Origin of the sequence: Proteiniphilum sp. (assembly GCF_034927365.1) — a bacterium.
Lineage (GTDB): Bacteria > Bacteroidota > Bacteroidia > Bacteroidales > Dysgonomonadaceae > Proteiniphilum.
Map to the genome: position 1 here is coordinate 1 of NZ_JAYFQD010000033.1, position 22,198 is coordinate 22,198.

The following is a 22,198-nucleotide window of genomic DNA, read 5'->3' on the forward strand; positions in this document are numbered from 1 at the left end:
GCTTACTGCCCGGTTCTCCCTGCGCGCAATATGATTACAAACCGTGGTATAGCCAATGTCAAACCCTCGCCGGTGAAGTTCCTCAAGGATGTCCTTTTTCTTTAGCATCTGCTTGCGCAGGCCTTGCCCACGCTTACGCTCGTTGTCTTCAAGTAATTCATCGATGACAGTTTCCACCTCGCGTGTTAATTTGAGCCTCAGACGAGGTGTAGCCATTTTATAGACCGGTTCACTGGATAGATTACCCGATTGGGATGTTTCTATACAGACTACCAATTGCAATGCCTTTTCGTGTTCCTGCAGGTACTTCCTGATTGTTTTGCGGCTAATTTGCAAATCACGGGCTATTTGACGCTGACTTTTTCCATCGCGGAAGCTGCTTATTATAATCTCCTGTTTTGTATACATACTTATCATTCGTTATGAACGAAGTTGTTCCGTTCAAGTTTGTAAGTGGTATACTTTTCGATTGAAATGTGGGGTCCTTCTTAATTAATATATACATTGAGGTGGTTTTTTGTGTTGTTATGCGGGTATGATATAAGAGTATGCACATAAAAAAACCTACACTTTTAAAGAGTAAATCTTTATAAATGTAGGTAATTTTGTAGGTAAATTCTGTAATATGCTTATTATCAGCACCGTTTGCGGTATGGACGGGACTCGAACCCGCGACCCCCTGCGTGACAGGCAGGTATTCTAACCAACTGAACTACCACACCATTTTTATTTGCTTTCGTGACTTAAACCACCACTGTGGCTCATCATTTCGATAGCGAGTGCAAAGGTAAGGATATTTTCAGAATTACAAAATATTTGGTGAGATTTTTTCTATCAAAAGTTCACTTTTTTACTCTCGCTACCGAATAAGAAATTATTTCAAGGAGCTAATTACATCTTCAAAGAGTCGATCACTTCAACCACTGATCGAACCAGCGGAAGAACTCGCGCTGGAAGAGGATTCCATTCTGCGGCTTGGCGATCCAATGATTCTCGTCGGGGAAGATCAACATCCTCGACGGAATACCTCTCAACTGGGCCGCATTGAATGCCATCATACCCTGCGATGCCAGAATGCGGTAGTCATTCTCACCATGGGAAATCATGATCGGCGTATCCCATTTATCAATAAACTTATGTGGGGAGGTTGCATAAGTCTTTTGCGCCACGGCATTCGACTTATCCCAGAAAGGACCGCCCATATCCCAATTGGCAAAAAACATCTCTTCCGTTTCCAGATATTGCGCTTCCAGATTGAAGATACCGGCATGTGAGAAAAATGCTTTAAAACGCCCGTCGTGATTTCCGGCCAACCAGTAAACGGAGAATCCACCATAACTGGCGCCGGTACAACCGAGGCGGTTCTCATCCACATAAGGTTCTTTCGACACTGCATCGATAGCAGCAAGATAATCCTTCATATTTTGTCCACCGTAATCACCGCTGATCTGCTCCAGCCATTCCTGTCCGAATCCGGGTAAGCCACGACGGTTGGGCGCCACCACGATATAACCGTTGGCCGCCATCATCTGAAGGTTCCAGCGATACGACCAGAACTGGCTCACCATACTCTGCGGACCACCCTGACAGTACAGCAGTGCCGGATACTTTTTCGCGGGATCAAAATCAGGCGGATAGACTACCCAGGTGAGCATCTCCTTGCCATCGGTAGTGACGATCCATCGCTCTTCTACCTCTCCCATCTTTAACTGATCGAGTATTTCTTTGTTCTCAAGCGATATGTCGGTAGCCTGTCCCGTGGCAATATCCACACTGTAGATCTCTGCCGGTTGCGACATCGATACCCGTTTTGCAATCAGTTTGTCATTACCAAGGGCGACAGAGGTATAATCATACTTTCCCTTTGTAATAGGTGTGATCTCTTTAGTAACAATATCGGCTGCATGCAGTTGGGTGGTCCCTTTTACGGATGCCACCATATAAATGGTACGATTATCGCTATTCCAGACGAACTCATCGGTATTGTAATCGAACTGTTCGGTCACATAAGTTTTTTCTCCACTCGCCAGATCCATCACGAATAAGCGGTTCTTATCCGCTTCATAGCCGTCGCGTTCCATACTCTGCCAGGCAAGGTATTTCCCGTCGGGCGAGAACTGCGGATTCACATCGTAACCCATCATCCCTTCAGTCATGTTCCGGGTTTTTCCGGTCTCCAGATCATAAAAATAGATATCTGAGTTGGTAGAAACGGCATACTCCTTTCCTGTCTTTTTACGGGAAGTATAGGCAACGGTCTTGCTGTCGGGACTCCAGGCAAGTTGTTCCATCCCACCGGAGGGGAGCATCGGCGCTTCATACGGTTCTCCTTCCAGAAGGTCTTTTATATTCGACAGCTTATTGCCTGAAAGATCGGCCACAAAGGGATGGGGTATGCTCTCCACCCATGTATCCCAATGCTTATACATCAGGTCATCCACTATCCTACCAGAAGCTTTTTGCAAATCAGGATATTTGTCGGCTACAGTCTCTACACTTTTCACACTTTTGATGAAAAGCACCTTCTTTCCGTCGGGCGAATATTTAAAACCATCTATCCCACCTTCTATGTTGGATATCTGCTTCATTCCTCCCCCATCGGGATTAATCGTCCATATCTGCGAAGAGCCGGTCTCGTTGCTCAGGAAAGCAATCTTTTTACCATCGGCGATCCACTGCGGGCTATTTTCCTGGGTACTGGTGATGGTGAGTTGTTTCTTCTCAGAGCCGTCGCTTTTCATGATGAACAACTCCGAGTTAGTCTTATTCTGCGGAATACTCACGTAAGTCACCTGATAAAGGATCTGCGATTTATCAGGCGACATCTCCATACTCCCTACCCGTCCAAAACTGTAAAGAACCTCAGGTGTCATAGTACCATTCCCTATAGTGAGTTTCGCCTTTCCTATGATTTCAGCCGTTTCTTTCGTCTCTTTGGAAGACTGCGTTTGGGATACTTCATTACAAGCAAGCAGCCCCCCTGTCATAATAATTGCCATATACAGTAATTTACTCTTCATACGATCATCTTATTTTCTACTCAGAATAATTCAAAACTAGTAAAATCTAACCTTCCAACTTCTCAACTTCTTAGTCTATAAGTCTTGGTTCTAAAAGTCTTGGCTCTATACATTATTATTGCTTTACTATCTGTCCGTCTATCATATGGATGGTCCGGTCGGTGATTGATGCCAGGTGCTCATCATGCGTCACGATGATAAAGGTCTGATCAAGCTTGTCCCGCAACTCGAAAAAAAGTTTGTGAAGTTCCTCCTTATTATCGGAGTCGAGACTTCCGGAAGGTTCATCGGCAAACACCACAAGAGGATTGTTAATCAATGCGCGGGCTACAGCCACACGTTGTTTTTCACCGCCGGACAATTCCGCCGGCTTATGGGTGATACGCTCTGAAAGACCCATCATACGTAAAAGATCCTTGGCTCTTGTTTCTGCGTCGGTATGTTTTGTACGTCCTATCAACGCAGGGATCATCACATTTTCAAGAGCGGTAAACTCGGGTAATAACTGATGAAACTGAAAAACAAATCCGATGTTCCGGTTCCTGAAATCAGACAGTTTTTTTTCACTCAGTGAGCTCAATTCGTGATTGTCAATATAAATCCTACCGGAATCGGCTTTTTCCAGGGTACCCATGATCATCAGCAAAGTAGTCTTTCCGGCACCACTTGGCCCCACAATAGATACTATCTCTCCTTTTCGTACTTCCAGATCAATCCCTTTCAACACCTGAAGAGGTTCGAAACTTTTAAATATTTTTTCTGCTTTTATCATCTGATCCCTTTTCCACACATAATCAATCTGCGAAGATAAGAAAAATACAGAACTATTTAAAAGAATTAGCGTGGTTTTCAGGAGAAAATCACGTACTTTTGCAGTCGTCTCCTCTCCAAAAGATATTTTTTTGAATATAGGATCTTCACATAATTCAAGCACCGATAAAATGAATTAGGAGTACGATTGAAAAAATTCACAGCTAATAAAATTCGCAGCAGATGGACGAATTAAATAGAATGAGGAAGGAATACCGGTCAGGAAGCCTGAAGGAAACAGAGATGACTTCTAATCCGTTTGATGAATTCCAAGTGTGGCTGGAAACAGCCATTACCTCCGGCTTATCGGAACCCAACGCCATGATCATAGCTTCAGCCACTCCCGACGGAAGACCCTCCGCACGTGTAGTACTTTTAAAAGAGCTAAATAAGAAAGGATTTGTATTTTATACCAACTATATGAGTCGGAAAGGCCGGGAATTATTAGCGAATCCTTTTGCAGCAGCGGTTTTTGACTGGCATGAGATAGAGCGGCAGGTAAGGATCGAGGGTATTGTCGAGAAGGTGGAGGATGAGGAGTCAGATGCCTACTTCAATGTACGGCCCAATGATGCCAAGATAGGAGCGTGGGCATCACCCCAAAGCAGGATAGTGAGAGGACGTAAAGAACTGGAAGAGTTGGAGAAAAAATATACCACTCAATTTGCAGGTAGTGAAATACCTCGCCCCTCTCATTGGGGCGGCTTCCTGATTCAACCGACGATGATCGAATTCTGGCAGGGACGCCCCAATCGGATGCACGACCGTATGGTATATTACAAGGTAGACAAAGGATGGAACTTGAAACGATTGGCTCCCTGAATTTGTGACAAGAACAAAAAAGTAAATAATCAACTCTTTACGTCAATCACTTTATTCTTAGGTATGGTAGCTACAAATTCTTTTAGATAAAAAGGCTCGAAATAGGCTACATCCACAAACATTTTATCGGCAAACGCCTTTTCCGCCAAAGGTACCATTCCAGATGCCAGCGGATGAATATCATCAAAGAACAAAGCATTGTGGTGTGTAATAACGGAACGGCATTTCTCTGCCCCATTTCCGAAAAAGATAATTTTTCGCTCTTCAAGGAGATCATTATAACTACCCTTTTCCACGATATCTGCCGAAGTTTCACGAACCACCCGCAGTGAACAGTCGAAGAAAGTGGCATACACTTCCATCCGCCGGGCATCGATCATCGGGCAGAGCAACGTATCCTCATCAGCTCTCCCACTCATTATCGAAGCCATTATACGGGCTGTAGGAATGGCAATCAGTGGAATATCCAAGCCGTAACTCAATCCTTTGGCTTCCGATACACCGATTCGTAACCCCGTATAAGAGCCGGGACCACTACTTACGGCAATGGCATCCAATTGGATATACTGCTCCCTGGCATACTCCATGATCTCATGGACAAACAGGCCTACTTGGCTTGCATGCGACCGGCCTTCATAATTCTCTTTATTGATCAGTATCTCTCCGTTGCGAGAAAGCGCACAGGAACAAACCGGAGTAGATGTTTCAATTGTAAGCAGCGTACACATATGAGGTATTTATTAGCGGTGTAAAGATACCAAATTTTCTATCCATTGAACTGAAAGGGCATAAAAAAACTGCATCGGGTGTGATGCAGTTTCTTTAAATCTAATTAAAGATCAATACCTGTTGTTCCTGTCGCGGTTTCCGTAACCACCTCCACGGTTGTTATTGTATCTCGGACGGTCTCCACCTTCAGCACGAGGGCGAGCTACAGAGACAGACAATGTCCGTCCATCGTATTCAGCATCGTTGAGTTCTTCAATGGCGCGCTGTCCATCACCTTCATTGGACATTTCTACGAAACCATAGCCTTTTGAACGGCGGGTTTCACGGTCAGTAATAATCTTGGCAGAAGAAACGTCTCCGTATTCTTCAAACAGTTCTTTTAAATCGGCATCAGTAATCTGATAACTTAAGCCAGCTACAAAAATGTTCATGTAAAAAATAAATAAAATAAAAAAATAAATAAATTGTGCAGAAGTCCTTTCAATTAAGGAGGAGTTAGGAAATAACTTAACATTAAGGTGTGAAGAAACTAAATAACGCCGCTAAAAAAAATACTAATGCGCAACAAAGATAGGGATAATATTATTCTATCAAAACAAATCGACAATAAATTTGCAAAAAAAATTATATGTCACCGTTTTAGTTATTAATACCACTTCTTCTGAGTAAGGCATCCACACTGGGTTCCTGACCACGAAAACGCTTAAAAAGAATCGTCGGATCTTCGGTATTTCCTTTCTCTAAAATATTGATCCTGAATGAATGGGCTGTCTCTTTATCAAAAATACCGTTTTTCTTGAAAACAGAAAAAGCATCGGCATCCATCACTTCCGACCACTTATAGCTATAATAACCGGCAGCATAACCTCCCGAGAAAATATGACTGAATGATGTAGAAATACAGGCTTCAGACATAACAGGCAGGAGTTTTACACGTACCATCGCATCCTGTTCGAATGTACGCACCTCACCTTCAAACGGAGTTTCCAAAGAATGCCATGCCATATCGAGATAACCGAATGAAAGTTGGCGAAAGGTAAGATAGCCAGTATTGAAATTAGATGCATCCACGATCTTCTGCAATAATGCTGACGGTATCTTTTCTCCGGTCTGGTAATGGAAGGCGAATTTATCGAGATATTCCTTCTCTACCAACCAGTTCTCCATGATCTGTGAAGGTAATTCCACAAAATCACGATATACATTAGTGCCTGAAAGCGTACCATAAGTGCTTTTTGCCAGCATACCGTGCAGCGCATGACCGAATTCATGAAGGAATGTTTCCACCTCATCGAAAGTAAGCAATGCCGGCTTGGTTTCGGTCGGACGTGTGAAATTCATCACGATAGAGACATGCGGGCGACTATCTTTACCGTCTCTCATATATTGTTCCTTGAACGAAGTCATCCATGCACCGGCACGTTTTCCATCACGGGGATGAAAGTCAGTATATAAGACAGCTAGAAAATCTCCATTTTCATCCAGCACATCGTAAGCCTCTACTTCAGTATGATAAACCTGTATATTCGTATTTTTCTTAAATTGCAGACCATATAAGTCGGTTGCCAACCCGAAAACACCTTTTTTCACGTTTTCCAATTCAAAATAGGGGCGTGTCATCTCGTCATTCAAGTCAAAGCGGCTATCCTTCACCTTTTCGGCATAATAACTCCAATCCCACGGTTGCAAATGAAACTCACCCCCTTCCATCTGTGAGGCGAACGACTCTACATCTTTCACTTCCTGCCGTGCTGCCGGACCAAATACCTCTGCCAATTGATCAAGCAATCCGAAAACGGCTGTCTCGTTTTTGGCCATGCTATTCCTCAATGAATATTCCGCATAACTCTTATACCCCAGCAGACGGGCAATCTCCAGACGGAGGTTGACAATTTTCTGCACATTTTCCTGATTGTCGAATTCACCTCCTCCCACACCTTTCTTACTGTAAGACCGGTAAAGTTTCTCACGCAAATCACGACGGGAAGAATATTTCATAAAACCAATGTAACTGGGAGCAGAGAGATCGATCAGCCAACCTTCTTTCCCTCTTGATTTCGCCTTGGCAACAGCAGCGTCAATCAGGCTTTCCGATAATCCCGCCAGATCAGCCTCGTCGGTAAGCAACATCTCAAAAGCGTTAGTTTCCCGCAGGTTATTCTGTCCGAATTCAAGGGTGGCTTTGCTCAACTCCATGGACAACTCGCGGTATTTCTCTTTTCCCCCGGGAGATAACGTAGCACCACTGTTTTCGAAGTTTCTGTAGTACTCTTCCGTCAGACGGACCTGCTCCGGGGTTAATCCGGATGTATGGCGGGTATCGTAAACCGTTTTTACCCGGTCGAAGAGTTTTTCATTCAAATTGATATTGTTGGAATGTTCCGATAATTTCGGACTTAACCGTTGTGATATCTCCATCATCTCGTCGTTGCTTTCAGCATTTAACATATTGAAGAAGACACTGCTCACCCGTGTCAACATCTCACCCGAATACTCCATTGCTTCAATTGTATTACTAAAGGTAGGCGCCTGCGCGTTAACTATAATTGCATCAATCTCCGACTGATGTTCTTCCATCGCTTTCTCAAAGGCAGGCTCGTAATGCTCCGTCTTGATCAGATCAAACGGAACTGTTCCATAAGGAGTATTAAATGGTTTTGAAAAAGGATTTTCTTTTACACATGCGGTCATCATTACCATTAAACAGCTAATTGTTAATAATATTTTCTTCATAAAATTCATTACATTTATAGAATGTAGGAGGCACCTGAGAAAACCCTAAGCAAGCTTGTCTTTTTTCTCTGCTTTCACTACATTTGTATAATAATAGGGGTGCTTCCTTATCTCTCGGCTTCCACTATAGTTGTAGGAAAAAGAATTGTGCAAAGGTAGCTTTTTTGTTCTAGCAGAGCAAAAATCATTTCAGGTAAACATTCTTTCCCGAATTGTGTTTTTTATTACAATTAGGTAGAGATAAACAAAGAATAGAACAGGAATTACACATATTAAATTAGAATTATATGGCAACAACGAACAGTAAAACCAGTGAGAAAACAAAAACTACCGGAACGAAGAGTAAGAGTAAGACCCACACAAAAATTACAACGGCAAGCGCCAAGAAAAACTTCATCCTCGACACGAACGTGATCCTGCATGATTTCAACTGTCTCGAGAATTTCGAGGAGAACGATATCTATATCCCTTTCATCGTATTGGAAGAACTGGATAAATTCAAGAAAGGAAGCGACCAGATCAACTTCAATGCCCGCGCTTTCGTACGGGAACTGGATTTGATTACCGACGATGACTTGTTCACCAATGGAGCCGATTTAGGTGTCGGCAGAGGTAAACTCTATATAGTGAACGGTTCGAAAGACAACAGAAAAATCATCGATGCTTTTCCCGAAAAGACACCCGACAACCGTATCCTCACCGTCGTGTCGGAAGTGGGTGAAAAGCATCCTGAAATGAAAACCATCCTGGTATCGAAAGATATCAACCTGCGTATGAAAGCACGCTCCCTTGGTATGATGGCTGAAGATTATATCAACGACAAGGTGATTAATGTCGATATCTTCTCCAAAGGCGAAGAAGTGATTGAAGGCATCAATCCTGACCTGATCGACAAGATATATGCACAGGCGGGAGGAGTGGATATCGATGAATTCAACTTCGACATACAACTCGACCCCAATCAATGTTTTATCCTCAAGAGCGAAAGGAATAGCGTATTGGCGCGTTATAATCCTTTCACACAAAAGATAACCAAGATCGATAAGGAATCCAATTTCGGCATCCAGGCACGTAACGCCGAACAGGCATTTGCACTTGAAATATTGAACGATCCGGATATAAAACTGGTAGGAATCACCGGGAAAGCGGGGACCGGAAAAACGCTGTTGGCGTTGGCATCCGCCCTGAAGCAACACAAGACATATAGCCAGATATTGCTGGCACGACCTATCGTTTCCCTATCGAACAAAGATCTCGGTTATCTGCCAGGGGATGAAAAACAGAAGATCGCACCCTATATGCAACCGCTCTTTGACAATCTGAACGTAATCAAATCAGTACTAGGCCAGAATAGTCCTGACCTCAGACTGATTGATGAGTTACAGAAGTCAGGACAATTACAGATAGAAGCGCTCGCATTTATCCGTGGACGAAGTCTTACCGGAACCTTCTGTATCATAGACGAAGCCCAGAATCTCACGCCGCATGAAGTAAAAACCATCATCACACGAGCCGGAGAAGGCACTAAAATGGTATTTACCGGCGACATTCAACAGATCGATTCTCCCTATCTCGACACACAATCCAATGGTCTGGCCTATATGATCGACAAGATGCGGGGCCAAAACCTTTTTGCCCATACAAACCTGATAAAAGGTGAAAGGAGTGAACTGTCGGAGCTGGCAAGTAACCTTTTGTAGATGTAGAAAGGTGCCTGAGTGCCTAGGTGATCAGAAGGAAAGTGAATTTTATTATAGGAACAAGCGTAGAATCAAATTTATTTGAACTATGCAGAGTGACGACAGAAAATCTACAAAGTGAATAATGAGTTTCGGGTTACAGATAGATATAGTAATCCGGAACTTGTTGTTTTTAGCGATATCCCTATACGTCAAAAATCATTATCTTTGTGCGTTAAATAAAGAACAGGAGAACAATGCAAAAACCATCCATACCCAAAGGGACCAGAGATTTTACGCCTGAAGAGACGGCGAAACGGAATTATATTTTTGATACGATCAAAGAGGTGTATCGCCTCTATGGTTTCCGTCAGATTGAAACACCGGCAATGGAGAACCTATCCACGCTGATGGGTAAATATGGAGAAGAGGGTGATAAACTGCTGTTTAAGATACTCAACTCCGGCCATTTCCTGAGTGATATGAGTGTGGATGATATTACCGAAGGAAATTCGGTGAAGACCGCCAATAAGATTTCGGAAAAAGGGCTCCGGTACGACCTTACCGTCCCCTTCGCCCGTTACGTGGTGATGCACCGCAACGATATCACTTTTCCCTTCAAACGCTACCAGATACAACCGGTATGGCGAGCCGACCGTCCCCAGAAAGGACGTTACCGCGAATTCTTTCAATGTGATGCCGATATCGTGGGATCCGACTCACTCCTCAACGAGGTGGAACTGATCCAGATTATTGACAGGGTTTTTTCGCAATTCGGCATTAGGGTTTCGGTAAAGTTGAATAATCGCAAGATTCTCTCCGGTATCGCCGAAATCATCGGTGCGGCCGATAAGATTACCGATATCACTGTAGCCATCGATAAACTCGACAAAATCGGGACGGAAAAAGTGAATGAGGAGTTGGTATCAAAAGGAATATCACAGGAGGCGATAGAAAAACTGCAGCCCATTCTGCTATTGAGCGGTACCACCCGCGAAAAACTGAATCAACTGAAAGAGGTGCTTGTTTCCTCTCCTATAGGATTGAAAGGTGTGGAAGAAATCAAATATATCTTCGATAAAATAGATCTGCTTTCATTAAAAAATGAATTGACACTCGATCTGACACTGGCACGTGGACTCAATTACTACACAGGTGCTATCATCGAAGTGAAGGCGCTCGATGTGGAAATCGGAAGCATCACCGGAGGTGGCAGATACGACAACCTGACCGGTATCTTCGGACTGCCGGGCGTTTCCGGTGTAGGGATTTCGTTCGGTGCCGATAGGATTTACGACGTACTCAATCAACTCAATCTTTTCCCGGAAAATTTTACGCACACCACTGATATTCTATTTGTCAACTTCGGTGAAACTGAAGCTGCCTATCTCCTTCCCATGATACAACAGTTGAGAAGTGCAGGTGTCCGCTGCGAACTTTATCCCGACGAAGCCAAAATGAAGAAGCAGATGTCATATGCCGATTGCAACCATATCCCCTTCGTCGCCATCGTGGGTGAAAACGAGATGAAAGAGGGAAAGATCACGCTAAAGAATATGGAGACGGGAGAACAAAGGCTAGTAAACCAAGATGAAATCATGCAACAGTTCATCTCGGACAGGTAAAATTGCATCTTTCAACTATAAATTCTATGAAAAAATTTATAGCCCTTATCGCTTTTCATTCGCTTCTTTGGGGTAACCTTATTGTTGCTCAAGTAGAATCCAATCAGGCATTGGGCGATCTGATCCAGGCTGGGAACTGGTTTGAAGTCGAGAAATTCTATCAGGAAAACAGAGAGCATATCACCAACGAATTCGTGTTACTCTGGTACGAAGCTGAAACGGGAAAGAGATTCAACCGACACAAGGAGGCCATCCAAGCTTATGCGGATCTACTTGAGAAGAACTTACTCTCAATGGACTTGCTAACCTTGATGGATTTTTTTGTACAGTCAGCCGTGGATCTTTGCGCCGAGACGCAGGAATATAAGAAAGGAAAAGAGATCTGTGGAAAAATGATTTCATTGCTGGAGGATGACACCACTGTAAGCGACGATATTCGGCAAAGCCTTACACAAGACTTTAAGGGAATAATAAAGTTCTTCGAACAAATGGAGCAAGACGCCTATCCTGCACTCGAAATAGTCGACACCGATCCCGCTTCCGACGGCACAATAAAGATGATAACGGAGGATGGTGATAATTCGATACGGTTTATGGCAAACTGGAATGGGATTCCTTTGAGGACTATCTTTGATACGGGAGCCAGCGGTGGTTATATCTGGAACAGGGAGGTTGCAAAAAAGATAGGAGTCCGTTTCCTCTCGCAAGATACCGTCTACCTGAACGGGAATATCAAAGCATTACCGGCAATTATCGATAGTCTGGAATTGGGTAAGTTTAAAATAAAAAATACCCATGTTTATGTCAATATGGAGGAAATTGACATAAAAGACCCCAAGCAAGCATGGTGTGATTCCATAATGGACAGCCAACTGGATATTGTACTTGGCATGCCGATTATTCGGGAATTAGGTGTTATTGGTATCGATTTTATGGAAAAAACAATCTCTTTTCCCGGAAAGAAGAAGAATGATAAGACCTATTCAAGAAGAAATATGTTTTTGGAAAACGGGATTGTCTATTTGATGATGAAAGTGGCCGATGAAAATTTTATTACCTTCTTTGATACCGGTAGCGGTGGGGGACTTTCTATAAATGCTAACTTTTATAACAAGCATAATGAGAAGATCAAACTAAACGAAGATAAGGGTAGCAAGGATATCATGGATGTTGTGGGAGGATGTAATGAAGATAGTTTTTCAAACCGGGAAATTTATTTTTGTGATCAGATAGCCATTGGAATAAACGATATAACACTACAGTTGGAAGATAATTGCCTCATAGCAAAAGATCAAGCAAACGACAATCCACATGGTCATGTTGACGGAGGAATGTTGGGAATATATTTTTTCAAATACCTCAAGAAGATTTCCTTTGACTTTAATGACATGATCTTTTCTGTCGAGCCAAAATGAAAATTAGCAATCTGTTTTAATGATTTCAATCGAAAATATAACCGTCGAATTTGGCGGATTCACTTTACTCGACCAGATATCGTTCGTCCTGAACAGGAACGAACGGATAGCCCTCGCCGGTAAGAACGGTGCAGGGAAATCGACACTGTTGAAGATTATGGCGGGGTTGCAACAGCCCACCAACGGCGTTGTATCCTTACCCAAAGGTGTCTCCATCGGTTACCTGCCTCAACAGATGAAGTTGAGCGACAGTCGCACCGTACGTGAAGAGGCTGCGCTGGCCTTCGACCATCTGCAAAAGATGGAAAAGGAGTTGAAAGAACTTCACACTGAAATGGCAGAACGTACCGATTACGAGTCGGATGCCTATCAGACGGTCATTGAACGGGCAACCGATCTTCAGGAAATACTGCAAATGTCGGGAATCCACAATTTCGAGGCGGAAGTGGAAAAGACGCTGATGGGGTTAGGATTCCTAAGAAGCGATTTCGACCGCTCCACCCGTGAGTTCAGCGGCGGCTGGCGTATGCGTATCGAGTTGGCGAAGATACTGTTGCAGGCTCCCGATGTGCTATTACTTGATGAGCCAACCAACCACCTTGACATTGAGTCGATCCAGTGGTTGGAAAATTTTCTTACCACTCACTCTAACGCAGTGATGCTGGTATCGCATGACCGTGCTTTTTTGGATGCGGTGACCAACCGTACCATCGAGATCGTACTGGGTAGCGCCCACGACTATAAAGTGAATTACTCCAAATATCTGGAATTGCGCAAGGAACGGCGAGAGCAACAGCAGAGGGCCTACGAGAATCAACAAAAGCAGATCAAGGATACCGAAGAATTTATCGAACGGTTCCGTTACAAGGCTACCAAATCGAACCAGGTGCAGTCACGTATCAAACAATTAGAGAAGATTGAACGAATAGAGGTAGACGAAGTGGATAACTCACGTCTCAACCTGAAGTTTCCACCCGCACCCCGCTCCGGCTCCTATCCTGTCATCATTGAAGATATATCGAAAAGCTATGGAGACCACCTTGTCTTTAAAGATGTGACCCTGACTATCGAACGGGGTGAGAAGGTGGCCTTCGTAGGGAAAAACGGTGAGGGGAAATCCACCCTCGTGAAATGTATTATGAACGAAATTGACCACGGCGGAAAACTGGATCTGGGACATAACGTGAAGATCGGCTACTTTGCCCAGAACCAGGCACAACTGCTGGATGAAGAGTTGACGGTATTCGACACCATCGACTATGTGGCAGTGGGCGACATCCGTACCAAAATACGGGATATTCTCGGAGCATTTATGTTTGGCGGTGAAGCGTCGGAGAAAAAGGTGAAAGTATTGTCGGGTGGTGAACGAAGCCGACTGGCAATGATTCGCTTGCTTCTGGAGCCGGTCAACCTGCTTATTCTGGATGAGCCGACCAACCACCTTGATATAGCATCAAAAGAGGTATTGAAAAAAGCGATTAAAGAGTTCGACGGTACGGCAATTATCGTGTCACACGACCGTGATTTCCTCAACGGGTTAGTGACTAAAGTATATGAGTTTGGCAGCGGGAAAGTGAAAGAACACCTGGGGGGTATTTATGATTTTCTTGCCGAAAAGAAACTGGAAAACCTGCGACAATTGGAGCTTTCCATATCTACTGCGAAAGAAGAGAAGAAACAGGAGCCACCTTCGAAAAGCAAACTATCCTATCAGGAACAAAAAGAGTTGAGTAGAAAACAGCGTAAATTAGAGAAACAGATTGAAGAAGCCGAAAAAAAGATAGAATCGCTCGAAAAAAAGATTTCTGAGATGGAAGTCTCGCTCTCCACACCGGAAAGTGCGTCGGACATGGATTTATTACAGAAATATCTGGACACCAAAGCCCGGTTGGACCAGACAATGCACCACTGGGAGCAGTTACAGAACGAACTTTGAACCCTATCTTCATTGATTCTGTTCTATATTCATTCCAGTAAAACTCAAACAGAAACAACCCTTGAAGGTGATACTAAACAATATACCAACGCATTAAAAACAGAGAAAATGAAAGATTTCAGTAAATTTATCTTCAATAATATCCTCGGCTGGCGTATCAAGGGCGAATTTCCTGTTCTCTCCAAATGTGTGATTGCCGTGGCACCGCATACCAGCAATTGGGATTTCCTGATCGCGAAGTTGGCATACGCTTCCATCGGTAGGACAGCCAATTTCCTGATTAAGGCAGAATGGTTCATCTTCCCTTTCAACCTATTCTTTAAGAGCATTGGGGGTATCCCTGTGACCCGGGAAAAGAATTCCTCTCTTACCGATACCCTTGCAGTGGAGTTCGACCGGCGCGATCAGATGCAACTGGCCATCACCCCGGAAGGCACCCGTAAACCAGTGAAAGAGTGGAAAAAGGGATTTTATTATATTGCTTTCAAGGCGGGTATTCCTATCCTGTTAGTCGGCTTGGATTACGGCAAAAAAGAGGCTATCTCTCTTGGTGTTATCCATCCTTCGGGAGATTTTGAGAAGGATATTGAGGAGATAAAATCGCGTTACAGAAATATTCAGGCCAAAAAACCGGAAAATTTCTTATTGTAGAATTACAAAGAAATTACAAATTGCATCTGTTCACCCCAAACTCAATTCCCCCTTTAAAATAGACACCATGGCACCAGTATCAAATTTTGATCTAAAAACCAGACTATCTCAACGGATCGGGATACAAGACATTCATGAAATCACTTTTCTTATCCAAAATAACAATCAGAAAAAACAGGAGTTGTATGAATGCCTTTTTGACTCCGACGACCATATCGGATATAAGGCGGCGTGGGTAATGACTCATTTCAGCCTTAACGACAATGTATGGTTATATGGTAAACAGGACGAATTGATTGATGCCCTCCTCATATGTGAACATCCGGGAAAACGAAGGCTGATCCTCTCTTTGTTGTTTCGGCAGCCATTACACGATCCGCCACGGATCGATTTTCTGGATTTTTGCCTGGAACGGATGATCTCGAAACGGGAATTACCAGGTGTGCAGTCCCTCTGTATGAAACTGGCCTATGAACTCTGTCGTCTCACACCTGAATTGTCACAGGAACTTAAAACAATACTCGAAATGATGGAACACGATCTGATTCCATCCATACACACAGTCCGCAAGAATATATTGAAAGCAATGCCGAAAGGGAAAAGTCTGCAATCTTATTAAGATAAAATATTACCTTTACAGAAATTTGCATTCAATGAACTACACTTCCTATTTATTCGATTTCGATTATACGCTGGCTGATTCATCACGAGGAATTGTAACCTGTTTCAGGAATGTCTTTGATCGTCGTCAGTTCAGCGATATCACCGACGAAGCGATCAAACGCACGATCGGGAAGACATTGAGAGAATCATTTTCTATCCTTACGGGGATTACCGATCCTGAACAACTGACCTCCATGCAAAAAGAATATGGTAGGGAGGCGGACATCCATATGAATGTAAATACAGTACTTTTCCCTGAAACGGTGGCTGTATTAACCAAGCTGAAGGAACAGGGAGCACAGATTGGTATTGTCTCTACCAAATACCGTTTCAGGATAAAGAGTTTTCTAAATGACTATTTCCCCGATGATTTTTTTGACGTGATTATTGGTGGTGAGGACGTAGAATCACATAAACTATCACCGGAAGGCATATTCCTTGCCCTTGCCCAATTGGGTTGCACTTGTGAGGAAACATTGTATGTAGGAGACTCCGATGTTGATGCTGAAACGGCACAAGCGGCAAGAATGGACTTCGCCGGGGTACTGACCGGAATGACCACCGTCAAAGAACTTCGTATCTATCCTCACAGGGCCATACTAACCAATTTAAACGATTTGTTGCTTCCTCCTCCCCAAAAAGTAAAGAAAAATATTTTCCGCAATAAACTTCGGAAATGGGTCGCAGTCAGAAGAATGCTTCACATCAAACGAATCCGGGGACGTTCCATACCCCAAGCCGATCTGGAAGAGGTCACCATTTGCAAAAACTGTGGGCATACCTTCACCGGAAACTATTGTAACCATTGTGCCCAAAGCAAAAAAGTAGAGCGGTTCAACTTTCGGTCAGCCATCGCAAATGCATTGAGCGCAGTGAGCAGTATCGATCGTGGTTTTGGGTACACATTGCTCGAATTGATATACCGACCGGGATATATGATCAGTGATTATATTGCAGGAAAACGTGTTCGCTATTTTCGTCCCTTCCAGACTCTTTTCATATTGGCAGCTGTCTATATTTTGTTGGTTCAGTTTATCGATCCGGATGCATTAAAAAAGGATGATGATAATAGACCGGCAAAAAAGGAGCAAACAACAGATACCAAAGAGCAGACACAGGCACCACTGAATAGCACGCAGGATAGAACCGGCAAGAAAGTAACCGCACAAGATATTAAAGAGATAAATAAGTCGGAAGATAGTGGCCTCAATCAATCAAATGGTAAAAAAACTCAGGATGATGAGGATGAATCTACCGAAAGTTCTCCCGATCGGATAGACAAGTTTGTAGACAGCATTGAAGATAATCTGGCAGGTCTTTCTGAAAAAAAATTGACAGAAGGCTCTTTCCTTGATAGGGTATGGAATATTCTGAAGAACTGGGCACATGGAAACAAGGCGTTCAGTATCATTTTGACTCTTCCCCTTTTCGCGTTAGCTACCCGTATGGCTTTTCGTAAACGTACCTATAACCGCCGTTATAATTATACCGAACATATTTTTGTACAAACATATATTGCCTGTCAGATACTGATTGTGAGTACGATTCTATTGTTACTTCGTGGAAAGGCTGAACTAAATAATGTATATGATATTTCCAATTGGGGTATGTTTTTATTATTTACTTGGGATTATAAGCAACTTTTCCATGGTACCTGGTGGCAAACTATCAGACGGACAATATTAATGTTCTTTTACAGTCTTCTGCTACTTATTCTCATCGCATTCATATTGGTTGCTTTAATCGTTGCAGTAGCCTTTCTTTTAAAATCATTCGGTATTAGTTAAAAACTTTATCCTGTCTTAATGTTGTGGTAAAATATTTATCTGTCTAAACATTCAACTATTAATCAATTGGTAATTAGCAATTAACTCAGTCTTTAAAATCGAATGATAACTGAATTCCATCAATCAGTGGTTGCATTGAATCGGCGTCTGCATTTTTCAGAGTAAGCCCCATCAGGCGAATCTTTTTATCTTCCAGATCATCAACCTGGAACAGTAACTCTTTGCCTAATTCGAACAACTCCTGATAGGTTTTAATAAAATGACCCACGGTTCTACTTCGGGTAATAATTGTAAAATCGGCATACTTAATCTTTAGTGTAAGCGTTTTGGCGAGAAATTTCCGCTTTTCTGCCCTTCTTGATACCTCACGTGCAATTTCATCGAGTGCGGCGAGCATATCTACAATTTCTCCCAAATCATCTAAAAAAGTCTCCTCGGCACCCAATGACTTCCGGACTCTCTCCGACTCCACCTCCCGGTCATCCACACCTCTGGCAAAATGATAATAGGCAATGCCTGCTTTCCCGAACTCCCGGACTAAATCGACTTCGCTCCATTGTTTCAGGTCATATCCTGTTTTGATCCCCAGCTCCAACATCTTTGCAGCCGTCACTTTCCCCACCCCGAAAAACTTATCTATGGGCAGATTTTCTATAAAAGATTCAGCCTTATCCGGTTCAATCACAAACATCCCGTTCGGTTTTTTATAATCCGAAGCAATCTTTGACAGGAACTTATTGAAGGAAACACCGGCGGAGGCTGTAAGCCGTGTACGGTTGAATATCTTTTGCTTGATCTCTTTAGCAATCATGGTAGCGGAACGGAGCCCTCTGTGATTCACTGTCACATCGAGAAACGCCTCATCGAGTGACAGGGGTTCCACCTTATCGGTATATTCAAGAAAAATCTGCATGATTTGGTTGGAGACATTCCGATAGACATCGAATCGTGGCATGACAAAGATAATCTGGGGACATTTTCGCAAAGCCGTCACCGAAGCCATCGCCGAATGAACCCCATATTTCCGTGCCTCATAACTCGCAGCGGCTACCACACCCCGTTTTTCACCATATCCCACCGCAACGGGTTTACCCCGAAGTTCGGGATTGTCGCGCTGTTCAATGGAGGCATAGAAAGCATCCATGTCGATATGGATAATTTTCTTATGGTTCATGGTAACAAATATAGTCTCAATTTATTACAATTCAAAAGATATCTTTAGTTTTCTTATTTTGAGATTATTTGAGAACTTTTTTTATCCCGGGTATATCAGGTAGAATAGAATTTTTCCAACCGCTTAATTTCAGATTTAAAAAGGTCTTGTTTCTTTTTAGTTGTCTTTTCGAAAAAAGATAGTTCTATCCGTGGAGAGCCTTTTTGAGCAACTTTCTTCCATGAACCGATAATTTCTCCATTGAGTATAATCGTTGGGGAAAAGAGACCGTTTTTTGTCATTACCTTGGCATAATGATGGTCTTCAATTATTTCAGAACGATTCTGATAACTCACCACAAACTCATCGAAAGGGGGAAGCAGCAAGGCATAATCTTCATCCGTAGGTGGAATCTGGATATCGTTCTTCATCCAGAAATCACGCCCGTTGATTGTCTCACAAATAAAATCAGACTTTATCATTTCAATAGCCTGTCGGCATTGAGTGATAGTCAATCCCGACCACCAGATAAAATCATGGATGGCAGCCGGACCGTGGCTAGTAAAAAATTTTCTGGCAAGACGTTCCAATGCCTCTTCTTTATCAATGGTTTCCCGGCGGGGAACCCATTCTTCCAATAACGTGAAAGTCTGCTTATTTCCTTTTTGCCGACCATTGACCAATATTCCTTCTGTCTCAGCATAAGAAATAGACAGATGCAAAGTCCTGTCATCTAATTGTAAATCCTGCTCCGACAGTAAAGTCCCAATCTCCTGTCTTGTCAGGTGCTTTCCTCCCATCAATAATTTTTCTATCACAGGAACTGTTCGATGGATCAACGATTCATTTGCACCGGATGCCTTCGCATAAGAACGATAGATAGGTTTTAGTCGGGGGCTGGAAAGATCGAACATCCAGTGAATATCCTCTGCTGACACGAAATGCCAAGTCGGACGTAAAATATGAGTACGGATAACCTTACCAGTGTTCAATACTTCATTAATATCCTCTATATTTTTGTCTTCCAAACGTGCACCGATCGCCCATTTAGCCATCTCAAGCGCCTGGGACTGCATAGCCCCCATCCAGTAAACGATTCCTTGAGGGTCTTCTATTTCATGAGATAAAAGCAGATGGTTATATAGACGGATATTGAGTAATTCTATACTATTCATTGAATAAATTTAGTAAAATACCATCCATTATCCGATTACAGTTTTCAGTATAAACTATCATTCCAACACTTATTTGCTCTTTGGTTTGTACCCAATGACTTTCACAGAGTTCATCGGCACAGTTCTCCAATATTGATGCCACCGTTTTCTCTGTCACCTCCAGATGAAATTGCAGACCTATTACATTTTCATTGTAATAAAACGCCTGATTGCTGTTGGCGCCGGATGAAAGGAGATTGAGTGCTCCTTCCGGTATTTCAAATCTATCGCCATGCCAATGAAAAACGGTTGAATTATCTTTGAACAACTCACGAAACCATGCTAACTGCTTACTCTCTTCTGTGCACGTTACAGGAAACCAACCGATTTCCTTATGTGCAGCTTTATCTACCTTGGCACCCAAACATTCTGCTATCAGTTGAGCTCCCAGACAAATCCCCAATACTTTTTTACCGGATTGAATGCAGTTCCAGATAAATGCTTTTTCTTCCTTCAACCATGGGAAACGGTCTTCGTCATATACACCCATTGGTCCACCCATAACGATCAATACATCCACATTTTTCACTTCAGGCAAATAACAGTCTGATTCATAGAATCGTGTAAACGAAATAGTGTGGCTATTCTTCGTCAACCAATGTTCAATATAGCCCAATCCTTCAAAGGATACGTGTTGCAGATAATGTACTCTCATATTTTTTCATTATTCAAATAGTTTTATTGCTGTTACGTGGTAATAACGATTTAGCTTTGGATATGGAGACAAATTTATAAAAAATGATCGGAATTTCTTCCGACCATTCTTAACTATATAGTACAATTCTGATAACTCCTACTAAAATTTATCCTAAAAATCCGAGCATGACGCCGGCGACAACTGCGCTTCCGATGGTACTTGCAACCGTCGGTCCCATCGCATGCATCAACAGGTGATTATTCTTATCATATTCCAACCCCATCATCTGGGAGACGCGGGCTGAGTCGGGCAAGGCAGAAACACCGGCATTACCGATAAGTGGGTTGATTTTATTCCCTTCCCTGAGAAAAAGGTTAAGAAACTTCACGAAGAGTATCCCCGCGGCAGTTGCTACGATAAAAGAAATGGCCCCGATCCCGAATATAAAAAGCGATCTGGTCGTAAGGAAAGTAGTCGCTTGTGTGGAAACACCCATGGTAAGACCTATCAATATGGTAAGTACATCAGTCATCGGCCCACTGGCTGTAGTAGCAAGACGTTTGGTCACACCGCATTCTTTCAACAGATTACCAAAGAAAAGCATCCCCAGAAGTGGAAGACCTGCCGGTACAAGGAAACAAGTGAGTAACAAACCGACTATGGGAAAAATAATTTTTTCCATCGAAGAGATCACACGTGGCGGACGCATCCGTATCACTCGCTCTTTCTTCGTCGTCAACAATCGCATAATGGGAGGCTGGATAACAGGCACTAGTGCCATATAGGAATAAGCCGAGATCGCTATAGCCCCCATCAGTTCAGGGGCAAGACGCGAGGACAGGAATATGGAGGTAGGTCCGTCGGCACTACCGATAATACCGATGGCTCCTGCTTCGGAGGCTGTAAAACCAAATTGCAACGAGATCATATAAGCGGCAAAAATTCCCAATTGGGCAGCAATGCCTATCAGAAAAAGTTTCGGGTTGGAGATAACTGCCGAAAAATCGATCATGGCTCCAAGTCCCAGAAAAATCAATGGAGGATAAATCCCCTTGAGCAGTCCGAAATGGAGGAAGTAGAGCAGTGATCCTTCTTCATAGATGCCCACCTGTGTGCCGGGGAGAAAGGGTATATTCCCAATCAGAATACCAAAACCGATCGGTACCAGTAACATCGGTTCCAGTTTTCTTCCAATACCAAGGTAAAGGAATATTAATCCCATCGCAATCATGAAATAATGACCGGGAGTAGCATTGGCAAATCCGGTGAATGCTATAAACTCGTTGAGATTCTGTACCAAAAAATCAAATATTCCGTTGTCCAT

General features: G+C 43.0%; 17 protein-coding genes, 1 tRNA gene and 1 pseudogene. 8 read left to right on the top strand and 11 right to left on the bottom strand.

Annotation, left to right across the window (positions count from 1 at the left end):
• From VB073_RS16200 to VB073_RS16215, 4 genes and pseudogenes are all read right to left on the bottom strand, one after another.
• A pseudogene (locus VB073_RS16200) lies at positions 1–408 on the bottom strand (IS21 family transposase); the annotation flags it as partial.
• 240 nt (positions 409–648) lie between these two features.
• Positions 649–722: transfer RNA gene (locus VB073_RS16205), tRNA-Asp, on the bottom strand.
• Positions 723–911: 189 nt separating this feature from the next.
• On the bottom strand, positions 912–3,020 hold the full coding sequence (locus VB073_RS16210) for a prolyl oligopeptidase family serine peptidase (protein ID WP_416349568.1): 2,109 nt from the start codon (positions 3,018–3,020) through the stop codon (positions 912–914).
• A gap of 115 nt (positions 3,021–3,135) precedes the next feature.
• Entirely contained in the window at positions 3,136–3,792 is a 657-nt protein-coding gene (locus VB073_RS16215; protein ID WP_323405234.1) for an ABC transporter ATP-binding protein, read from the bottom strand.
• A gap of 221 nt (positions 3,793–4,013) precedes the next feature.
• On the opposite strand from VB073_RS16215, the gene pdxH reads away from it, so the two are divergent.
• Complete coding sequence (gene pdxH / locus VB073_RS16220; RefSeq protein WP_323405235.1) at positions 4,014–4,652, top strand: pyridoxamine 5'-phosphate oxidase; 639 nt, start codon at positions 4,014–4,016, stop codon at positions 4,650–4,652.
• A gap of 29 nt (positions 4,653–4,681) precedes the next feature.
• On the opposite strand, the gene tsaB is transcribed toward pdxH, so the two are convergent.
• From tsaB to VB073_RS16235, 3 genes are all read right to left on the bottom strand, one after another.
• Positions 4,682–5,380, bottom strand: a complete 699-nt coding sequence (gene tsaB, locus VB073_RS16225; protein WP_323405236.1) for a tRNA (adenosine(37)-N6)-threonylcarbamoyltransferase complex dimerization subunit type 1 TsaB — start codon at positions 5,378–5,380, stop codon at positions 4,682–4,684.
• 111 nt (positions 5,381–5,491) lie between these two features.
• On the bottom strand, positions 5,492–5,812 hold the full coding sequence (locus VB073_RS16230; RefSeq protein WP_323405237.1) for an RNA-binding protein: 321 nt from the start codon (positions 5,810–5,812) through the stop codon (positions 5,492–5,494).
• A 208-nt stretch (positions 5,813–6,020) separates the two neighbouring features.
• A complete protein-coding gene (locus VB073_RS16235; RefSeq protein WP_323405238.1) occupies positions 6,021–8,114 on the bottom strand; it encodes a M3 family metallopeptidase in 2,094 nt (697 codons plus the stop codon).
• A gap of 287 nt (positions 8,115–8,401) precedes the next feature.
• On the opposite strand from VB073_RS16235, the gene VB073_RS16240 reads away from it, so the two are divergent.
• The 7 genes from VB073_RS16240 (at position 8,402) to VB073_RS16270 (ending at position 17,870) form a co-directional block, all read left to right on the top strand.
• Entirely contained in the window at positions 8,402–9,814 is a 1,413-nt protein-coding gene (locus tag VB073_RS16240) for a PhoH family protein (RefSeq protein WP_323405239.1), read from the top strand.
• A 236-nt stretch (positions 9,815–10,050) separates the two neighbouring features.
• Positions 10,051–11,418, top strand: coding sequence for a histidine--tRNA ligase (gene hisS / locus VB073_RS16245; RefSeq protein ID WP_323405240.1), 1,368 nt, complete (start codon positions 10,051–10,053; stop codon positions 11,416–11,418).
• Positions 11,419–11,444: 26 nt separating this feature from the next.
• Complete coding sequence (locus VB073_RS16250) at positions 11,445–12,833, top strand: retropepsin-like aspartic protease (RefSeq protein ID WP_323405241.1); 1,389 nt, start codon at positions 11,445–11,447, stop codon at positions 12,831–12,833.
• A gap of 19 nt (positions 12,834–12,852) precedes the next feature.
• The gene (locus VB073_RS16255) at positions 12,853–14,769 is read left to right on the top strand and encodes an ABC-F family ATP-binding cassette domain-containing protein (protein WP_323405242.1); all 1,917 of its coding nucleotides are present in this window, start codon (positions 12,853–12,855) and stop codon (positions 14,767–14,769) included.
• Positions 14,770–14,877: 108 nt separating this feature from the next.
• Positions 14,878–15,420, top strand: a complete 543-nt coding sequence (locus tag VB073_RS16260; protein ID WP_323405243.1) for a 1-acyl-sn-glycerol-3-phosphate acyltransferase — start codon at positions 14,878–14,880, stop codon at positions 15,418–15,420.
• A 67-nt stretch (positions 15,421–15,487) separates the two neighbouring features.
• Positions 15,488–16,039: a hypothetical protein gene (locus VB073_RS16265; protein ID WP_323405244.1), complete on the top strand. Its 552-nt coding sequence runs from the start codon at positions 15,488–15,490 to the stop codon at positions 16,037–16,039.
• A 34-nt stretch (positions 16,040–16,073) separates the two neighbouring features.
• Positions 16,074–17,870, top strand: a complete 1,797-nt coding sequence (locus VB073_RS16270) for an HAD-IA family hydrolase (RefSeq protein WP_323405245.1) — start codon at positions 16,074–16,076, stop codon at positions 17,868–17,870.
• Between the two features lie 85 nt (positions 17,871–17,955).
• On the opposite strand, the gene dinB is transcribed toward VB073_RS16270, so the two are convergent.
• The 4 genes from dinB to VB073_RS16290 all read right to left on the bottom strand — a co-directional run bounded on the left by dinB (position 17,956) and on the right by VB073_RS16290 (position 22,198).
• Positions 17,956–19,044 carry a DNA polymerase IV gene (gene dinB / locus VB073_RS16275; protein WP_323405246.1) on the bottom strand — a complete coding sequence of 363 codons (1,089 nt, stop codon included), beginning with the start codon at positions 19,042–19,044 and terminating at the stop codon, positions 17,956–17,958.
• A 95-nt stretch (positions 19,045–19,139) separates the two neighbouring features.
• Positions 19,140–20,198, bottom strand: coding sequence for a winged helix DNA-binding domain-containing protein (locus tag VB073_RS16280; RefSeq protein ID WP_323405247.1), 1,059 nt, complete (start codon positions 20,196–20,198; stop codon positions 19,140–19,142).
• Positions 20,191–20,892, bottom strand: a complete 702-nt coding sequence (locus VB073_RS16285; protein ID WP_323405248.1) for a type 1 glutamine amidotransferase — start codon at positions 20,890–20,892, stop codon at positions 20,191–20,193. Before VB073_RS16285 ends, VB073_RS16280 begins: the two co-directional genes overlap by 8 nt.
• A gap of 148 nt (positions 20,893–21,040) precedes the next feature.
• Positions 21,041–22,198 carry a sodium ion-translocating decarboxylase subunit beta gene (locus tag VB073_RS16290; RefSeq protein WP_323405249.1) on the bottom strand — a complete coding sequence of 386 codons (1,158 nt, stop codon included), beginning with the start codon at positions 22,196–22,198 and terminating at the stop codon, positions 21,041–21,043.

What these genes read in the sequence shown, in the direction of transcription:
- VB073_RS16210 (WP_416349568.1), bottom strand. Translation starts at nt 3,020, where the DNA reads ATGAAGAGTAAATTACTGTATATGGCAATTATTATGACAGGGGGGCTG.
- VB073_RS16215 (WP_323405234.1), bottom strand. Translation starts at nt 3,792, where the DNA reads ATGATAAAAGCAGAAAAAATATTTAAAAGTTTCGAACCTCTTCAGGTG.
- pdxH (WP_323405235.1), top strand. Translation starts at nt 4,014, where the DNA reads ATGGACGAATTAAATAGAATGAGGAAGGAATACCGGTCAGGAAGCCTG.
- tsaB (WP_323405236.1), bottom strand. Translation starts at nt 5,380, where the DNA reads ATGTGTACGCTGCTTACAATTGAAACATCTACTCCGGTTTGTTCCTGT.
- VB073_RS16230 (WP_323405237.1), bottom strand. Translation starts at nt 5,812, where the DNA reads ATGAACATTTTTGTAGCTGGCTTAAGTTATCAGATTACTGATGCCGAT.
- VB073_RS16235 (WP_323405238.1), bottom strand. Translation starts at nt 8,114, where the DNA reads ATGAAGAAAATATTATTAACAATTAGCTGTTTAATGGTAATGATGACC.
- VB073_RS16240 (WP_323405239.1), top strand. Translation starts at nt 8,402, where the DNA reads ATGGCAACAACGAACAGTAAAACCAGTGAGAAAACAAAAACTACCGGA.
- hisS (WP_323405240.1), top strand. Translation starts at nt 10,051, where the DNA reads ATGCAAAAACCATCCATACCCAAAGGGACCAGAGATTTTACGCCTGAA.
- VB073_RS16250 (WP_323405241.1), top strand. Translation starts at nt 11,445, where the DNA reads ATGAAAAAATTTATAGCCCTTATCGCTTTTCATTCGCTTCTTTGGGGT.
- VB073_RS16255 (WP_323405242.1), top strand. Translation starts at nt 12,853, where the DNA reads ATGATTTCAATCGAAAATATAACCGTCGAATTTGGCGGATTCACTTTA.
- VB073_RS16260 (WP_323405243.1), top strand. Translation starts at nt 14,878, where the DNA reads ATGAAAGATTTCAGTAAATTTATCTTCAATAATATCCTCGGCTGGCGT.
- VB073_RS16265 (WP_323405244.1), top strand. Translation starts at nt 15,488, where the DNA reads ATGGCACCAGTATCAAATTTTGATCTAAAAACCAGACTATCTCAACGG.
- VB073_RS16270 (WP_323405245.1), top strand. Translation starts at nt 16,074, where the DNA reads ATGAACTACACTTCCTATTTATTCGATTTCGATTATACGCTGGCTGAT.
- dinB (WP_323405246.1), bottom strand. Translation starts at nt 19,044, where the DNA reads ATGAACCATAAGAAAATTATCCATATCGACATGGATGCTTTCTATGCC.
- VB073_RS16280 (WP_323405247.1), bottom strand. Translation starts at nt 20,198, where the DNA reads ATGAATAGTATAGAATTACTCAATATCCGTCTATATAACCATCTGCTT.
- VB073_RS16285 (WP_323405248.1), bottom strand. Translation starts at nt 20,892, where the DNA reads ATGAGAGTACATTATCTGCAACACGTATCCTTTGAAGGATTGGGCTAT.
- VB073_RS16290 (WP_323405249.1), bottom strand. Translation starts at nt 22,198, where the DNA reads ATGGACAACGGAATATTTGATTTTTTGGTACAGAATCTCAACGAGTTT.